Raw genomic sequence first — 15,013 nt, 5'->3', positions numbered from 1 at the left:
CCGCCCGCCAACGGGCAACGAAGCCGCCCGCAAGTCGTTGCCTGAAAGAGGTTTATCTTGCCGATGCCGAATGTTACAGTAGCGCCCGCAAACGGTTTGCCGTCGGCGAGCGGCCGATTCCTTGCCAGTCGAAGCTTCGCCGGCTGCCCGGCCGCCTGGGGACCACCTGAAGGAAAGGGGACTATGAGGATTCCATCGGAAGCCATCCCGCCGGTCACCAACCTGACCCGGGCCAACGAAAACGGTCTCAAGGCCGAGCCGGTGGAGGCTTCGGCCCGGCTTGCCAACGATCTCACGGCGTCACCGCAGGGCCGGCCCTCGGCGTCCGGAGAACAGACCCCACGCCGACCGGCAGTTCCCGCTGCGGCGCCGCTCCAGGCGGCCACCGGAACCCCGCTCGCCGGCGAACGCCGGCGAGCGGAGCGCCGTTCGGAAAAGCGTGCGGTCCTGCTCGACACGCGCTCCAAGAAGGGCCGCCGTACCGCTTCGGGGGAAGGAAGAATCAGCATCAAGGTTTGACACGGTCGCCGCGGCCAGCGGGACGGCCAGTGCCGCCATCGTACGGGAACCGCCAGTAAGGTACCTCAGACGACCACCACCGGCGCCTCGTCCGGGTGGCGTGGCTTGATGCTGCCGATGACCGCCGCCGCCTCGCCGGCCTCACGCAGAACCTGAACCGCCCTCTGCACATTCTCGCGCGCGACGACGACGACCATGCCGACGCCGCAATTGAACACCCGGTGCATTTCGCTCTCGGCGACGCCGCCTTCCGCCTGCAGCCACTCGAAAAGCTTCGGACGCGGCCAAGCCGCCTGGACGATCTCCGCCTTGACCTCGGCCGGCAGGATACGCGGCACATTGCCGGTCAGACCGCCGCCGGTGATATGCGCCATTCCCTTGACCGGCAAAGCCTGCTTGAGCGCCAGCAAGGCCGACGTGTAAATCCGTGTCGGCGCCATGATCGCTTCGCCGAGCGTCCGTTCGCCGTCGAAACGAGAGCCCAGGTCCGGCTGAGCGCGGGCGACGATCTTGCGCACCAGCGAGTAGCCGTTCGAATGCGCGCCCGACGACGGCAGGCCAATCAGGACGTCGCCGGGAACGATCGTCGACCCGTCGATGATCGCCGCTTTTTCGACCACGCCGACCGCGAAGCCGGCCAGATCGTACTCGCCGTCGGCGTACATCCCCGGCATCTCGGCCGTCTCGCCGCCGATCAGCGAGCAGCCGGCGATTTCGCAACCACGGGCAATCCCTTTGACGACCTCGGCGGCAATGTCGACATCGAGCTTGCCGCAGGCGAAGTAATCGAGGAAAAACAGCGGTTCGGCTCCCTGCACGAGGATGTCATTGACGCTCATGGCGACCAGATCGATGCCGATGGTGTCATGCTGCTGCAATTGAAAAGCCAGCTTGAGCTTCGTGCCGACACCGTCGGTCCCGGTGACGAGGACTGGCTGGCGATACCCGGCGGGCACTTCGAACAGCGCGCCGAAACCGCCGATGCCGGCGAGCACCCCGGCGCGCAGCGTTTTTCTCGCCAGCGGCTTGATGCGTTCGACGAGTTGATCGCCGGCGTCGATATCGACACCGGCATCGCGATAGGAAAGCGATTCCTGAGTCATCTGGTGAGAGTTCCAAGCAAGGCTGGCAAATGCGGCGCGGTGGTAGAATGTGCCACTGCCGTCGTCAGCGAGCCCGCATCTTATCCGAAAAGACCGCGGGGCGTGCTGATTGCCGCGCCAACAGCCGAGTTCCAAGCCCCTCTCAATGCGTCAGTTGCTCCTCGATTTGCTGCCGGAAGTGCCTCCCGGTCTCGACAACTTCGTCGCCGGGGAGAACGTCGAAACGCTTGCCGCACTGGCCGCCTGGCTGTCGCCGAGCGGCGGCGAAACGCTGTTCCATCTTTGGGGCGGCACCGGCTCCGGCAAGTCGCACCTGCTGCGAGCCAGTCACGCCACCTACCACGATGCCGGCCAGGATCCCGATTTGTCGCGGGTCGTGGCGCCCGGTGACTGGCAGGCGGTGGACAACGTCGAAGCGCTCAGCGAGCGCGGACAGATCGCCCTGTTCAACCTGATCAACCGCCTGCCCGCGGACGGCGGACGCCTGCTCACCGCCGCCAGCGTGCCGCCCTTGCGCCTGATGCTGCGCGAAGACCTGCGCACGCGGCTGGGCAGCGGGCTGGTCTACCGACTGCAGCCGCTGAGTGACGCCGAACAACGCGCCGCGCTCGAGGAGCAGGCACGAGCGCGCGGCATGCGCCTGCCGCCCGAAGCCTTCAACTATCTTTTCCTGCACGCGCGGCGCGACATGCGCAGTTTGACCGCCCTGCTGATCGCCATCGATCGCTATTCGCTCGAATACAAGCGGTCGATTACCTTGCCGCTGTTGCGCGAGGTCCTGCACACAGCGCCGCAACACTGAGCCAAATGAAAGCGAAACAATGGACCTCACTCTCTTCGACCTCGACAACACTCTGATTGCCGGCGACAGCGACTTCGAATGGGCGCAGTTTCTGATCAACAAGGGGGTTCTCGACCGCGAACTGTACGAAGTCAGAAACCGGGAGTTCTACGAGCAGTACAAGGCCGGCACGCTCGACATCGATCTCTTTCTCGACTTTCAGTTGCAACCCCTGGCGCGCCACCCGCGTCATCTGCTCGACGCCTGGCATCGAGAGTTCATGACCCGACACATTCTACCGATCGTCAGCGGCAAGGCTCGTGCCCTGGTGCGTGAGCATGCCGAACGCGGTGCGCTATGCGTCGTCGTCACCGCCACCAACAGCTTCGTTACCTCGGCGACGATCCGCGAATTTGGTATCGCGCACCTGATTGCCACCATTCCAGCGCAGGAAAACGGCCAATTTACCGGCCGACCGCGCGGCACGCCATCATTTCGCGAGGGCAAGATTCGCCGTGTCGAGGACTGGCTCGAGGCTATGGGACTTTGGTGGAGCAGTTTCGAGCGCTCCTGGTTCTACAGCGACTCGCAAAACGACCTTCCCTTGCTCTCCCGGGTCAGCCATCCGGTTGCCGTCGATCCCGACCCGACTTTGCGCGCACACGCCGAAGCCTCCGGCTGGCCGGTCATCAGCCTGCTCGATTGAGCGCATGGCCTAAGGACCGTAATGGCGCGCCCAATATCCGTTATCATGCCGCGCCTATAGCACAAGAAGAGCGACCAGCCACCCGCGATGATCCGCAAGTTCATTTCCCGCGTCCTCGGACGGACCGGCCCCGCCAAGCCGGAACGGCCGGCGGTCATTGCCGTCGCCCAGCACGGTCTGCAGAGCGATCAGATCAGTCGCGCTTGCCGGCGAACCATCGAAACCCTGCAGGAGAACGGCTACCAGGCCTATGTCGTCGGAGGTGCGGTGCGTGACCTGCTCGCCGGCCTGACGCCCAAGGATTTCGATGTCGCCACCAACGCCACGCCGGAGCAAGTCCGTCATTGCTTCCGACGCGCGCGGATCATCGGCCGCCGCTTCCAGATCGTGCACGTCAACATCGGCACGGAAACCATCGAGGTAACTACTTTCCGTGGTCATCACGGCGAACAGGGTGGCAACAAGGCGCAGACCGACGAGCAGGGCCGCGTGTTGCGCGACAATGTCTTCGGCAGCCAGGCCGAGGACGCGGCCCGTCGAGATTTCACGGTCAATGCGCTGTACTACGATCCGAGCTCGGAGACGATTGTCGACTACCACCACGGAGTCGCCGACCTGAAGCAAAAAACGCTGCGCATGATCGGCGACCCGAAGACGCGCTACCGCGAAGACCCGGTGCGCATGCTGCGCGCCGTCCGGCTGGCCGCCAAACTCGGACTGATGGTCGATCCGGCGGCCAGCCGGCCGATCCGCGAAATGACCGAGCTGATCGAGAATGTGCCGCCCTCGCGACTGTTCGACGAAATGCTCAAGCTGCTCACCTCGGGCCATGCCGTACGCTGCGTCACGCGCCTGCGTGAAGAGGGACTGCATCACGGGCTGCTGCCCTTGCTCGACGTGATTCTCGATCAGCCGCTCGGCGAACGCTTCGTCATGCTCGCTCTCGAATCCACCGATCGCCGTGTGCGCGAAGGCAAACCGGTCTCTCCAGGCTTCCTCTTTGCGGCACTACTCTGGAACGAAGTACTCATCAAGTGGGAAGCGCTGAAGAAGCGGGGCGACCCGCTGATTCCTGCGCTCTTCCAGGCGATGGACGAGGTGCTCGACGTGCAGGCCGAAAAACTCGCGATAACCCGCCGCATCGCTGGCGACATCAAGGATATCTGGGCGCTGCAGCCGCGTTTCGAACAACGTTCCGGCAAGCGTCCCTATGGCGTCCTGCAGCAGCCGCGCTTCCGGGCCGGTTACGACTTCCTGCTGTTGCGTGTCGAGTCGGGCGAGGTGGCGCAGGAAATCGGCGCCTGGTGGACGGACTTCCTGCACGCCAGTGACGAGGAGCGGGCCGGAATGCTTCTGCCACCGCCGGCGGGCGAGACAAGAAAGCGCCGTCGCCGGCCGGCGCGCACCAGGCCGAGCAACACCGAATGAGGGTGGCCGGCGACACTGTCGCCCGTGCGTTCGGGCTGCGCTTCGTGGCAGGCAGCGACCGCTCCACCACGGCTCGCGCCAACGATAAGGCCGGCGGCTTCGCGTCGATGACCTTCACGGCACGCATCGTGCCATGCTGACCACGCGTGCCTGGTGACCGGCACCAGGCTTTCGTCGCCCTCGGCGCCAACCTGGAAGACCCGGTGGCACAAGTACGGGCGGCCGGAGCGGCGCTCGCCGGCCTGCCCGAATCCCGACTGCTCTGCCTGTCCTCGCTTTACCGCACGGCACCCGTCGGAATCCACGGCCAGCCCGACTTCATCAACGCTGTGGCCGCATTGGCGACCGACCTCGACCCCGCCGCGCTGCTCGATGCCCTGTTCAGCATCGAACGTCGCTTTGGTCGCCGCCGCGAATTTCATCATGCGCCGCGCACGCTGGATCTCGACCTGCTGCTCCACGACGAACGGGTGGTCGATAGCCCACACCTCCGCCTTCCGCACCCGCGCATGCACTTGCGCGCCTTCGTCCTCACCCCTTTGCTCGAGATTGCACCGCTTTGCCGAATCCCTGGTCGCGGCAGCGCCGCCGCCTGGCTGCCGGCGGTCAGCCTGCAGCGCGTCGAAAAACTACCCTCTCAGTCCCGGTAGTAGGGGCGATAGCGCGGATAACCGTGGCGATGACCAGCGCCGTAACCGTAGCCGCGACCATACCCGTAGTACGGCCGACCGGGAACGACGAGCACCGGTGGCGGCTTGACGTAGAAGGCCGGTCCGCCGACAACGACCGGCGGGTCAGCGGGAACGACGACGCAAGCGGCCAGGCTGGCGGCGGCAAACAGGGCGGAAAGGAGCGTTTTCATGGGTTTCTCCGACAGATCACACTCTGTTAACGCGGCAACCGGCAATCGGTAGGTAACGAGTTGTTACCGGATGTTGCGTCCCGCAACCTCTGATGCCACACCAGGCGCCGCCGACGGCAGCACCGACAAGCGAAACGCCGTCAGCCCCTGCCGTATCGCCACGAATGCGCAGTTTTTTTCTGTCCGCGGCGACGCAAACCCGAGCATCTTCGCGCCGCTCTGTGTATCCTAGGCGCCGTTTCAATACGCTGGCCGCGAGGACGCCGAGCAATGCGCCGGAGCGGCCGAAAAACCAGGGGAGTGGCACGATGTTTGGGGGTACGGAAGGGATTCACGGCTCGCTGCGACACCGCGGCGAGCCTGTCGCCCGGAGCGCCGGGCGGCGAGATGGGCGACCGCCGACGCGGGCGATCAGTGGCGGCGTGGCGCCGCCAGCCGAAAATCGACGCGACGCCCCGAGCAAGATTACCTTCAACCTGGAGTAAACCCATGTCCACTCACGTTGCAACGCGCCGACTGACGCATCTGGACCTCGCCAAGATGCGTGCCAACGGCGAAAAGATCGCGGTTCTGACCTGCTACGACGCGAGCTTCGCTCAACTCTGCGATGCGTCAGGCGTCGACGCCCTGCTGATCGGCGATTCGCTGGGCATGGTTCTGCAAGGCCACGATTCGACGCTCCCGGTCACCCTGTCCGACATCGCCTACCACACGGCGAGTGTCGCACGCGGCAGCCGGCGCCCACTGGTGATTGCCGACATGCCTTTCGGTAGCTTCCAGGAAAGCCCATCGCGCGCCTTGCGCCATGCCGCCAAACTGATGGCGGCTGGTGCTCAGATGGTCAAGCTCGAAGGCGGTGTCGAGATGGCGGAGACGACGCACTTCTTGACCACGCGCGGCATCCCGGTCTGCGCGCACGTCGGCTTGACGCCGCAGTCAGTCCATCAGCTCGGGGGTTATCGTGTTCAGGGGCGCGACGAAGCCGCCGCCGCTCGGCTGATCGCCGACGCACTGGCGCAGCAGGATGCCGGCGCCGGGCTGATCGTCCTGGAAGCGATTCCGCAGGCTTTGGCCGCGGCGGTGACGGACAAGCTCGCCATCGCGACGATAGGCATTGGCGCTGGCCGCGAATGCTCCGGCCAAGTACTCGTCCTGCACGACATGCTGGACGTCTCGGCCGGCCGCAAGGCCCGCTTCGTAAGGAACTTCATGGACGGGCGGACGTCGATCGCCGAAGCCATCGCAGCCTACGTCGGCGCGGTCAAGGACGGTAGTTTCCCGGGCCCGGAACACGCGTACTGACAGAGGCCGGCAAGATGCAGATCTACTCCACGATTCCGGAGATGCGCACGGCTCTGAAAAGCCGGGAAGGCATCGTCTTCGTGCCGACGATGGGCAATCTCCACGCTGGCCATATCGCGCTGATGACCCGCGCTCGTTCGCACGGCCAGACGGTGGTCGTCAGCATTTTCGTGAACCGCCTGCAGTTCGGGCCCAACGACGACTTCGATCGCTATCCGCGCACCTTTGCGGCCGATTGCGCGCAACTCGAGGCGGCCGGAGTGGATCTGTTGTTCGCCCCCGGCGAAACGGATCTCTATCCGGAAGCCCAGCAATATCATGTCGACCCGCCCGAGATTCAGCATCAACTCGACGGTCATTTTAGGCCCGGCCACTTCCGCGGCGTCGCGACCGTCGTTCTCAAGCTGTTCAACATCGTTCAGCCGCAAGTCGCCTTGTTCGGCAAGAAGGACTACCAGCAACTGATGGTCTTGCGCAACATGACGCGTCAGCTCGCCTTGCCGATCGACATCGTCGGCAGTGAGACCGTGCGAGCCGACGATGGGCTGGCCCTGTCGTCGCGCAACGCCTACCTTTCGCCAGCCGAGCGTGCCGAGGCACCGCGCCTCTACCGCCTGCTCGACGGTATGCGTCGCGCGGTCCGCGCCGGCGAACGCGATTTCGCCCGACTCGAGCGCGAAGCGGCGGCCGAACTCGACCGCCACGGCTGGAAAACCGACTACGTCGCACTGCGCAGACAGGCCGATCTGCAGCCTCCGGAGCACGCCGAAGAACGCTCGCTGGTGGCCCTCGGAGCCAGTCGGCTGGGCACCGCACGACTGATCGACAACGTCGAAATCGAGCTCGACGGGAGTCGTTGACAGGCCGCGATTAGTCGCTACAATGCCCTTCCCCTCCAACTCCGAACTGGTGATTCCATGCAGAGAACAATGCTGAAGTCAAAGCTGCACCGCGTTAGCGCCACGCATGCCGAGCTTCACTATGAAGGGTCCTGCGCAATCGATGAGGACCTTCTCGATGCAGCAAACATCCGTGAATACGAACAGATCGACATCTGGAACGTGAACAACGGCGAACGCTTCACGACCTACGCACTACGCGCGGAACGAGGGTCAGGTGTCATTTCGGTCAATGGTTCGGCGGCCCGCCGCGCGGCACCGGGTGACATCCTGATCATCGCCAGCTTTGCGGTGTACAACGAAGTCGAACTTGCCAAGTACGCCCCGCAACTCATCTACGTGGATACCCAGAATCGGATCGTCCGTACCGCCGGCCACATTCCGGCACAGGCAGCGGCCTGACGGCGCTCTCTGAGGTGCCGAAAGCCGCGACCTTGGTCGCGGCTTTTTCGTTGACCGATCGGTTTTTTCCGTCGACCGGCGCGCCGCACAGACCGACCGACGACCGTTCGGAAGTGCTTCAGACGGCTTCTTCCGGCGCTTCCTTAGGCTTGCGCGGCCGGCGGCTGCGGCTCGCGGGCTTCTGTACCATCTTGGCCGGGGTTTCGTCACCCGACACCAGCGGAGTCATCTGTTCGGCAGCCGGTTCAGCTTCGCCTACCGCCGGCAAGCTCTCGACGCCGGCTGTCGTTAGGCTCACTTCGGCGGCCGGGATTTCACCGGCCGCCTCGCTCGCTCCCGGAACCTGGCCGTCGGTCGGCAGATCATGGACAGCAGGTGCCATGACAAGGTCCGCCGCGCGCTCGACGACTTCGGCGTCCACGGCGTCTTCCTTGACTTCCTTTGCGCGACTCCGCCGCACCCCTTTTTCGCCCGCCTTGCGCCTGCCCTGCGCCTTCCGGCGAACGTCCGACGCCTCGGTCGCCGGCTCGCCGCCGACGCCCTCGTCCACCGGCTCGACGAGCGTCTCTGTCACCGTTTCGAGCAGCGGCTCGACTGCAGGCGGAAGTGGTGCGGGCACACCGTTAGTGCGATAGACGTAAGTCCCCGACTTCTCGTCGCGGCCGATTTCCAGCAGACCGCGCGCTTGCGCCTCCTCGAGCAGGTTGCCGAAAGCCCGGAAACCGTAGTACGACTCGCTAAAGTCCGGCTTACGCCGTTTGATCGCTTCCTTGAGCATGGACGCCCAGATCTTGCTGCTGTCACCGCGCTCGGCGACCAGGGCATCGAAAGTCGCCACCGCAAGTTCGATCGCCTTGCTGCGCCGCGCTTCGACTTCGGCCCGGCGCTGCGCATCCTCCTCGGGCGAACGCCGAACCGCCGGCGGCAATTCCTTCGAATCGCGTCTCGCCGTTCGCTGACTCTCGCGCACCAGGTCGTCGTAGAAGATGAACTCGTCGCAGTTACCGATCAGCAGATCCGAAGTCGACTGCTTGACGCCCACCCCAATCACGTACTTGGCGTTTTCGCGCAACTTCGATACCAGCGGCGAAAAGTCGGAGTCGCCGCTGATAATCACGAAGGTGTCAACGTGCGACTTGGTGTAGCAAAGATCCAGTGCATCGACCACCAGCCGGATGTCGGCCGAGTTCTTGCCGGACTGCCGAAGATGGGGAATCTCGATCAGTTCGAAGCTCGCCTCGTGCATGGTCGACTTGAAGCCCTTGTATCTCTCCCAGTCACAGTAGGCCTTCTTGACGACGATACTGCCCTTGAGCAGAAGGCGCTCGAGTACCGGCTTGATGTCGAACTTGTCGTACTTGGCGTCGCGCACACCAAGCGCGACGTTCTCAAAGTCACAATACAACGCCATGATGGCGTTCTCGGGCGCGACGGCCATGATTCCCTTTCTGCAAAGACTCGATGGTAAACAATTATCGCCCTCTTCACATCGGTCTATTTGGTGCGCCGTCAACCCACCCTAGGCTTTCTCGCGCAACAGACGCGCTCTTTCGCGAACCCAGTCGCGTTCTTTCTCCGACTCCCGCTTGTCGTACTGTTTCTTGCCCTTCGCCAGGCCAATTTCGATCTTGATGCGGCCGCGCTGAAAATGCAGATCGAGCGGCACCAAGGTGTAGCCAGAACGTTCGACCTGGCCGATCAGCTTGCCGATCTGCCTGCTGTGCAGCAGCAACTTACGGGTTCGTACCGGGTCGGGCCTGACATGCGTCGACGCCGCCAGCAGCGGCGTGACATGCATGCCGAACAGGAAGACTTCGCCGCCTCGGATGACCACGTAAGCTTCCTTGATGCTTGCTCGGCCGCCACGGATGGCTTTCACTTCCCAGCCCTCGAGGAGCAGACCGGCCTCGATCTTCTCTTCGATGAAAAAGTCATGAAAAGCCTTCTTGTTGGCGACGATACTCATGGTGCCGTTTCTCGGGGTAAGTGGATTCGGGATGGGACGGAGAGTGTTAGAATGATTGATTCTACAGGATTCATGAGGTGTGGCAGCGGATGGCCATGGTCAACAAGTCGGTGCTGATCGAGCATTCTTCCAAGCAGATGTTCGATCTCGTCGACCGCGTCGAGGACTATCCGCAGTTCCTGCCGTGGTGCAGCCAGACACGCTGTGAGTTTCGGAACGACCGAAAGACGGTGGCCACCCTGCACATCAATTACCGCAGCGTCAAGTCGCACTTCACGACCGAGAACGATAAGGAGTCCCCTTTGTGGATGAAAATCAGTCTGGTCGATGGCCCCTTTCGTCGCCTTGACGGCCTTTGGCGTTTCAAGCCGCTGACCGAACAGGCCTGCAAGATTGAATTCCAGCTTTCCTACGAGTTTTCGAGCCGCATGTTCGAAAAGGTGATCGGCCCGGTTTTCAGTCAGATCGCCAATACTTTTGTCGACGCTTTCGTAAAGCGCGCCAACGAAGTGCATGGAATGCCAAATGCCTGATCCGCTGAGCGTCGAAGTGATTTACGCGCTACCTGCCAGGCAACAGATCGTCCGCCTGAAACTGCCGCCAGGCAGCACGCTGCGGCACGCGATAGAGGCCTCGGGACTGTTGCAGAAATACCCCGAAATCGATCTGACGAAAAACAAGGTCGGCATCTTCGCCAAGCTGAGCAAGCTCGACGCGCCGCTGCGCGATCAGGACCGTGTCGAGATTTATCGCCCGTTGATTGCCGATCCGAAGGAAGTACGCAAGCAGCGCGCCGCCGAAGGCAAGATCATGAAAAAGGGCGCCGGCGACAGCGACGGCGAGTAGCTCACTTGCAGTTGGCTTCCACGGCTTTGCGACTTCTGGCGAGTTCTTGTTCGCGCTGAGCGTCGTCAAGGATGATGCGCTCACCCTGGCTATCGCGCATCGAGATCCGCTGACCGGATTCCAGAACTTGCAGCGAGTTGCGCGCGGCTTCGCAGTTGGCCTTCCGGTCGGCCGCCGCGCGCTGTTCCTTTTCGCTTTTCTCGGCGGCTTCCTGGGATTCCTTCTGACGCTTGCGAAAATCCATCTCGCGGTCGGCCATCGTCTTTCCGGGATCGCTGCTCGCCGACGGAGCTTCAGCGTCGATCTTCTTCTGCTGACGCGCCTTGCCCGCCGGCGGGCGATCCGAAATCACGGTCTTGTTGTTTTCGTCCCGCCATTGATAGATCTGGGCATGTGCCGCGCAGGCGGCAAAGCACACCACAACGGCAATAGCAAAGTGTTTCATGGTCGTTCAGCGATAAGAAAGCACACTGTATAATACGTTTTTGTGACCTCGGATCAAAGGCCATGCGTGTAATCCAAAGGGCGCTGACGTTCGACGACGTCCTCCTCCTTCCCGCCCACTCCACCGTGATGCCGCGCGATGTCACGCTGAAGACTCGTCTGACACGCAACATCAGCCTCAACCTGCCACTCGTCTCGGCAGCCATGGACACCGTGACCGAAAGTCGCCTGGCGATCGCTCTCGCCCAGGAGGGGGGAATCGGCATCGTCCACAAGAACCTCAGCCCGAAAGCACAGGCCGTCGAAGCCGCCAAAGTCAAGCGCTTCGAGTCGGGAATTCTCAAGGATCCGATCACCGTTCCGCCGACCATGTCGGTGCGTGACGTTCTGGCGCTGACCCGTCTGCACAAGATTTCGGGCGTGCCGGTGCTCGATGGCCGGGTCGTCGTCGGCATCGTCACCAACCGCGACCTGCGCTTCGAAACCCGCCTCGACCAGCCGGTCAGCAACATCATGACGCCACGCGAGCGCTTGGTGACGGTACCGGAGGGAGCCACTGTCGAGGAAGGCAAGGCATTGATCCACAAGCACCGCCTCGAACGCGTTCTGGTGGTCAACGAAACCTTCGAACTGCGTGGGCTGATCACCGTCAAGGACATCATCAAGACGACCGAGCATCCTTATGCCAGCAAGGATGCAGCTGGCCGCTTGCGCGTCGGTGCCGCCCTCGGTGTCGGTCCGGGGACCGAAGAACGAGCCGAACTGCTGGCCGAGGCTGGGGTCGACGTACTGGTCGTGGACACCGCACACGGACATTCGCAAGGCGTCCTCGACCGCGTCAAGTGGGTCAAGAAGAACTTTCCTTTGGTCGAAGTGATCGGCGGCAACATCGCCACCGCCGAAGCCGCACAGGCGATGCTGGATCATGGCGCCGACGGTGTCAAGGTAGGAATCGGGCCAGGTTCGATCTGCACGACGCGTATCGTTGCCGGCGTCGGCGTGCCGCAGATCACCGCCATCCAGATGGTGTTCGAGGCGCTCAAGGGTAGTGGCGTTCCGCTGATCGCCGACGGCGGTATCCGCTATTCGGGAGACATCTCGAAAGCCATTGCGGCGGGAGGTGACGCGGTAATGCTTGGCGGACTTTTTGCCGGAACCGAAGAAGCACCCGGCGAGGTGGAACTGTACCAGGGCCGCTCCTACAAGTCGTACCGCGGCATGGGTTCGATCGGTGCCATGACTGCTGGCGCTGCCGACCGTTACTTTCAGGATACCGCGACGCTCGACAAACTGGTACCGGAAGGCATTGAGGGACGTGTTCCCTACAAGGGTTCGGTGCTGGCGGTCATCCATCAGTTGATGGGTGGCTTACGCTCGTCGATGGGCTATCTCGGTTGCCGAACGATCGCCGAAATGCACGACAAGGCCGCCTTTGTCGAAATCACGTCGGCCGGAGTCAGGGAGTCGCACGTCCATGACGTACAGATCACCAAGGAAGCTCCCAACTACCATGTCGAGTGATGCTGCCAAGGGGAAAGGGGTAACGGCCAAGGGCCGACGAAGACCATCAGCGGGCGGCGGAAGGGCCGCCCGCTCCATTTTTGAGATGCCGCCATGTCCCACCAAAAGATTCTGATTCTCGACTTTGGTTCGCAGGTCGCGCAACTGATCGCTCGCCGCGTACGCGAGCATCAGGTGTACTGCGAACTGCATCCCTATGACGTCGCCGAGGAATTCATCCGCGATTTCAGGCCACAAGGAATCATTCTCTCCGGTGGCCCGAACTCGGTCTACGAGGTCGAAGACTTCAAGGCGCCACCGGTAGTATTCGAACTGGGGGTGCCGGTATTGGGCATCTGTTACGGCATGCAAACGATGGCGGCCCAGCTCGGTGGCCAGGTCGAGAACTCGGCGAGGCGCGAGTTCGGCTATGCCGAAGTCCGCGCCCATGGCCACTCGGCCTTGTTCAGGGGCCTCGAGGATCGCCGCAATGAGCAAGGACATGGTTTGCTCGATGTCTGGATGAGCCACGGCGACAAAGTCACGCGCTTGCCCCCGGGCTTCAGACTCATCGGCAGCAACGAGGCGACGCCGGTCGCCGCCATGGCCGACGAAGCGCGTGGCTTTTTCGCCGTGCAGTTCCATCCGGAAGTCACCCACACGCTGAAGGGAAAGGAAATCATCGGCCGCTTCGTGCGCGACATCTGCGGCTGCGGGCGCGACTGGAACATGCCGGATTACGTCGCCGAAGCTGTCGCCCGCATTCGCTCGCAGGTCGGTCACGAGGAGGTCATTCTTGGCCTTTCCGGAGGCGTCGATTCCTCGGTCGCCGCCGCCCTCATCCACCGCGCCATAGGCGACCAGCTCACCTGCGTTTTCGTCGATAACGGCCTGCTTCGCCTGAACGAAGCCGAGCAGGTCATGGAGACCTTCACCCGCAACCTCGGCGTCAAGGTCGTACACGTCAATGCCGCGGCGCAGTTCATGAAACGACTGCAAGGCGTGGTCGACCCCGAGCAAAAACGCAAGATCATCGGCGGAGAGTTCGTCGAGGTCTTCCAGGCCGAGGCGAGCCGGCTCAACAACGCCAAGTGGCTGGCGCAAGGTACCATCTACCCCGACGTGATCGAATCCGCCGGCTCCAAGACGAAAAAGGCGCACACCATCAAGAGCCACCACAACGTTGGCGGCCTGCCGGAAAAGCTCAATCTCGACCTCCTCGAACCCTTGCGCGAGCTGTTCAAGGACGAGGTGCGGGAACTCGGTGTCGCCCTCGGCCTGCCGCACGACATGGTCTATCGTCACCCCTTCCCGGGTCCGGGTCTCGGCGTCCGGATACTCGGCGAGGTCAAACCGGAGTTCGCCGAGCTGCTGCGCCGCGCGGACGCCATCTTCATCGACGAGCTTCGCGCGGCCGGCTGGTACGAGAAGACCAGCCAGGCATTTGCCGTCTTCCTGCCGGTAAAATCGGTGGGCGTCATGGGTGATGGACGAACCTACGAGCACGTCGTCGCGCTGCGCGCGGTGGAGACTCAAGACTTCATGACCGCGCAGTGGGCCAAGCTACCGCTGAGTCTGCTCGCCAAAGTGTCCAACCGGATCATCAACGAGGTTAGGGGAATCAACCGCGTCGTCTACGACATCTCGAGTAAGCCGCCTGCGACGATCGAGTGGGAGTGATTTGGCGTCTGGCACCGAGTAGCCGAGAACACACCTAAACCCTCGTCACTTCGGGCTTTTTTATTTCGTTGAATTAAAGCGCTGCGCGCTGGTGTAAGCACCCCAGCGCCCTTGCGTTCTCCCTCTGTCGCTACCGGCGTTGGGTCTCGCCCTTGCCCTGACCGCTTGAGGTCTCGACACCTCGCTTCCCAACTCACTCGCAAGTCCTCGATCCTCGTCGTTGCGGGCGGCGTCCCCGCAGCCATCGAGGAGAAGATCATGAGTGAGCTGCGTGAGCGCATGAGCAACGCCATGTGCCTGCGAGGAATGGCGGGACGAACCCAGGAAGCCTACATCGGTGCGCTGATCGAACTGGCGAAGTACTACCCTACCACCGATCGCCGCCGGCATCGCCCCCGAGGGCGGTATCCACGGTCTTCGCCATGCCTTCGCCACGCACCGTAAGCGTCTATCGGGCCCACCTACCAATCCAGTGCCAGTTGCCGCACCCTCTCGAGGTTTTCACGGGAGAGCGCGATGGGCAAGGCTGGCGAAGTGGCAGCGTACTGGCAAGGGCATGTAGCAGGTTGGCGCGC

The 15,013-nt window shown here is 63.0% G+C and carries 18 protein-coding genes; 13 read left to right on the top strand and 5 right to left on the bottom strand.

Annotated features, from left to right (window positions below; genetic code table 11):
• Positions 1-183: 183 nt before the first annotated feature.
• Entirely contained in the window at positions 184-519 is a 336-nt protein-coding gene (locus Q1M07_RS06225) for a hypothetical protein (RefSeq protein WP_300452131.1), read from the top strand.
• Positions 520-584: 65 nt separating this feature from the next.
• On the opposite strand, the gene purM is transcribed toward Q1M07_RS06225, so the two are convergent.
• Positions 585-1,622 carry a phosphoribosylformylglycinamidine cyclo-ligase gene (purM, locus tag Q1M07_RS06220; protein WP_300452129.1) on the bottom strand — a complete coding sequence of 346 codons (1,038 nt, stop codon included), beginning with the start codon at positions 1,620-1,622 and terminating at the stop codon, positions 585-587.
• A gap of 145 nt (positions 1,623-1,767) precedes the next feature.
• Here purM and hda point away from each other — a divergent pair, with 145 nt between their 5' ends.
• The 4 genes from hda (at position 1,768) to folK (ending at position 5,187) form a co-directional block, all read left to right on the top strand.
• Entirely contained in the window at positions 1,768-2,424 is a 657-nt protein-coding gene (hda, locus tag Q1M07_RS06215; RefSeq protein WP_300452127.1) for a DnaA regulatory inactivator Hda, read from the top strand.
• Between the two features lie 19 nt (positions 2,425-2,443).
• Positions 2,444-3,109, top strand: a complete 666-nt coding sequence (locus Q1M07_RS06210) for an HAD family hydrolase (RefSeq protein ID WP_300452125.1) — start codon at positions 2,444-2,446, stop codon at positions 3,107-3,109.
• 87 nt (positions 3,110-3,196) lie between these two features.
• Positions 3,197-4,537, top strand: coding sequence for a polynucleotide adenylyltransferase PcnB (gene pcnB, locus Q1M07_RS06205; RefSeq protein ID WP_300452123.1), 1,341 nt, complete (start codon positions 3,197-3,199; stop codon positions 4,535-4,537).
• A gap of 146 nt (positions 4,538-4,683) precedes the next feature.
• Complete coding sequence (folK, locus tag Q1M07_RS06200; protein WP_300452121.1) at positions 4,684-5,187, top strand: 2-amino-4-hydroxy-6-hydroxymethyldihydropteridine diphosphokinase; 504 nt, start codon at positions 4,684-4,686, stop codon at positions 5,185-5,187.
• Here the strand turns inward: folK and Q1M07_RS06195 are convergent.
• Positions 5,175-5,399 carry a hypothetical protein gene (locus Q1M07_RS06195; RefSeq protein ID WP_300452120.1) on the bottom strand — a complete coding sequence of 75 codons (225 nt, stop codon included), beginning with the start codon at positions 5,397-5,399 and terminating at the stop codon, positions 5,175-5,177. The genes folK and Q1M07_RS06195 overlap by 13 nt on opposite strands.
• Before the next feature lie 489 nt (positions 5,400-5,888).
• On the opposite strand from Q1M07_RS06195, the gene panB reads away from it, so the two are divergent.
• The 3 genes from panB to panD are packed head-to-tail and all read left to right on the top strand — an operon-like array spanning position 5,889 to position 8,002.
• On the top strand, positions 5,889-6,701 hold the full coding sequence (panB, locus tag Q1M07_RS06190) for a 3-methyl-2-oxobutanoate hydroxymethyltransferase (protein ID WP_300452118.1): 813 nt from the start codon (positions 5,889-5,891) through the stop codon (positions 6,699-6,701).
• Positions 6,702-6,715: 14 nt separating this feature from the next.
• Entirely contained in the window at positions 6,716-7,561 is an 846-nt protein-coding gene (gene panC / locus Q1M07_RS06185; RefSeq protein WP_300452116.1) for a pantoate--beta-alanine ligase, read from the top strand.
• Positions 7,562-7,618: 57 nt separating this feature from the next.
• A complete protein-coding gene (panD, locus tag Q1M07_RS06180; protein WP_300452114.1) occupies positions 7,619-8,002 on the top strand; it encodes an aspartate 1-decarboxylase in 384 nt (127 codons plus the stop codon).
• 118 nt (positions 8,003-8,120) lie between these two features.
• On the opposite strand, the gene Q1M07_RS06175 is transcribed toward panD, so the two are convergent.
• Together Q1M07_RS06175 and smpB are read right to left on the bottom strand one after the other, a co-directional pair.
• Positions 8,121-9,440, bottom strand: a complete 1,320-nt coding sequence (locus Q1M07_RS06175; protein WP_300452113.1) for an NYN domain-containing protein — start codon at positions 9,438-9,440, stop codon at positions 8,121-8,123.
• Between the two features lie 81 nt (positions 9,441-9,521).
• Positions 9,522-9,968 carry an SsrA-binding protein SmpB gene (gene smpB, locus Q1M07_RS06170; RefSeq protein WP_300452111.1) on the bottom strand — a complete coding sequence of 149 codons (447 nt, stop codon included), beginning with the start codon at positions 9,966-9,968 and terminating at the stop codon, positions 9,522-9,524.
• Positions 9,969-10,057: 89 nt separating this feature from the next.
• Here smpB and Q1M07_RS06165 point away from each other — a divergent pair, with 89 nt between their 5' ends.
• On the top strand, positions 10,058-10,501 hold the full coding sequence (locus Q1M07_RS06165; RefSeq protein WP_300452352.1) for a type II toxin-antitoxin system RatA family toxin: 444 nt from the start codon (positions 10,058-10,060) through the stop codon (positions 10,499-10,501).
• On the top strand, positions 10,494-10,814 hold the full coding sequence (locus Q1M07_RS06160) for an RnfH family protein (protein WP_300452110.1): 321 nt from the start codon (positions 10,494-10,496) through the stop codon (positions 10,812-10,814). The genes Q1M07_RS06165 and Q1M07_RS06160 overlap by 8 nt, the downstream gene beginning before the upstream one ends.
• A gap of 1 nt (position 10,815) precedes the next feature.
• Here Q1M07_RS06160 and Q1M07_RS06155 read toward each other — a convergent pair whose 3' ends face one another.
• Positions 10,816-11,259 (bottom strand): DUF4124 domain-containing protein, encoded by a 444-nt coding sequence (locus Q1M07_RS06155; RefSeq protein ID WP_300452108.1) that lies wholly within the window; start codon positions 11,257-11,259, stop codon positions 10,816-10,818.
• Positions 11,260-11,321: 62 nt separating this feature from the next.
• Here Q1M07_RS06155 and guaB point away from each other — a divergent pair, with 62 nt between their 5' ends.
• The 3 genes from guaB (at position 11,322) to Q1M07_RS06140 (ending at position 14,882) form a co-directional block, all read left to right on the top strand.
• Positions 11,322-12,779: an IMP dehydrogenase gene (gene guaB, locus Q1M07_RS06150; RefSeq protein WP_300452106.1), complete on the top strand. Its 1,458-nt coding sequence runs from the start codon at positions 11,322-11,324 to the stop codon at positions 12,777-12,779.
• A 93-nt stretch (positions 12,780-12,872) separates the two neighbouring features.
• The gene (guaA, locus tag Q1M07_RS06145; RefSeq protein WP_300452104.1) at positions 12,873-14,438 is read left to right on the top strand and encodes a glutamine-hydrolyzing GMP synthase; all 1,566 of its coding nucleotides are present in this window, start codon (positions 12,873-12,875) and stop codon (positions 14,436-14,438) included.
• 258 nt (positions 14,439-14,696) lie between these two features.
• Positions 14,697-14,882, top strand: coding sequence for a hypothetical protein (locus Q1M07_RS06140; RefSeq protein ID WP_300452102.1), 186 nt, complete (start codon positions 14,697-14,699; stop codon positions 14,880-14,882).
• Positions 14,883-15,013 lie beyond the last annotated feature (131 nt).

Origin of the sequence: Accumulibacter sp., from assembly GCF_029255285.1 — a bacterium.
In the GTDB taxonomy this organism is placed as follows: domain Bacteria; phylum Pseudomonadota; class Gammaproteobacteria; order Burkholderiales; family Rhodocyclaceae; genus Accumulibacter.
This window is presented reverse-complemented; position numbering and strand designations above follow the sequence as displayed.

What these genes read in the sequence shown, in the direction of transcription:
- Q1M07_RS06225 (WP_300452131.1), top strand. Translation starts at nt 184, where the DNA reads ATGAGGATTCCATCGGAAGCCATCCCGCCGGTCACCAACCTGACCCGG.
- purM (WP_300452129.1), bottom strand. Translation starts at nt 1,622, where the DNA reads ATGACTCAGGAATCGCTTTCCTATCGCGATGCCGGTGTCGATATCGAC.
- hda (WP_300452127.1), top strand. Translation starts at nt 1,768, where the DNA reads ATGCGTCAGTTGCTCCTCGATTTGCTGCCGGAAGTGCCTCCCGGTCTC.
- Q1M07_RS06210 (WP_300452125.1), top strand. Translation starts at nt 2,444, where the DNA reads ATGGACCTCACTCTCTTCGACCTCGACAACACTCTGATTGCCGGCGAC.
- pcnB (WP_300452123.1), top strand. Translation starts at nt 3,197, where the DNA reads ATGATCCGCAAGTTCATTTCCCGCGTCCTCGGACGGACCGGCCCCGCC.
- Q1M07_RS06195 (WP_300452120.1), bottom strand. Translation starts at nt 5,399, where the DNA reads ATGAAAACGCTCCTTTCCGCCCTGTTTGCCGCCGCCAGCCTGGCCGCT.
- panB (WP_300452118.1), top strand. Translation starts at nt 5,889, where the DNA reads ATGTCCACTCACGTTGCAACGCGCCGACTGACGCATCTGGACCTCGCC.
- panC (WP_300452116.1), top strand. Translation starts at nt 6,716, where the DNA reads ATGCAGATCTACTCCACGATTCCGGAGATGCGCACGGCTCTGAAAAGC.
- panD (WP_300452114.1), top strand. Translation starts at nt 7,619, where the DNA reads ATGCAGAGAACAATGCTGAAGTCAAAGCTGCACCGCGTTAGCGCCACG.
- Q1M07_RS06175 (WP_300452113.1), bottom strand. Translation starts at nt 9,440, where the DNA reads ATGGCCGTCGCGCCCGAGAACGCCATCATGGCGTTGTATTGTGACTTT.
- smpB (WP_300452111.1), bottom strand. Translation starts at nt 9,968, where the DNA reads ATGAGTATCGTCGCCAACAAGAAGGCTTTTCATGACTTTTTCATCGAA.
- Q1M07_RS06165 (WP_300452352.1), top strand. Translation starts at nt 10,058, where the DNA reads ATGGCCATGGTCAACAAGTCGGTGCTGATCGAGCATTCTTCCAAGCAG.
- Q1M07_RS06160 (WP_300452110.1), top strand. Translation starts at nt 10,494, where the DNA reads ATGCCTGATCCGCTGAGCGTCGAAGTGATTTACGCGCTACCTGCCAGG.
- Q1M07_RS06155 (WP_300452108.1), bottom strand. Translation starts at nt 11,259, where the DNA reads ATGAAACACTTTGCTATTGCCGTTGTGGTGTGCTTTGCCGCCTGCGCG.
- guaB (WP_300452106.1), top strand. Translation starts at nt 11,322, where the DNA reads ATGCGTGTAATCCAAAGGGCGCTGACGTTCGACGACGTCCTCCTCCTT.
- guaA (WP_300452104.1), top strand. Translation starts at nt 12,873, where the DNA reads ATGTCCCACCAAAAGATTCTGATTCTCGACTTTGGTTCGCAGGTCGCG.
- Q1M07_RS06140 (WP_300452102.1), top strand. Translation starts at nt 14,697, where the DNA reads ATGAGTGAGCTGCGTGAGCGCATGAGCAACGCCATGTGCCTGCGAGGA.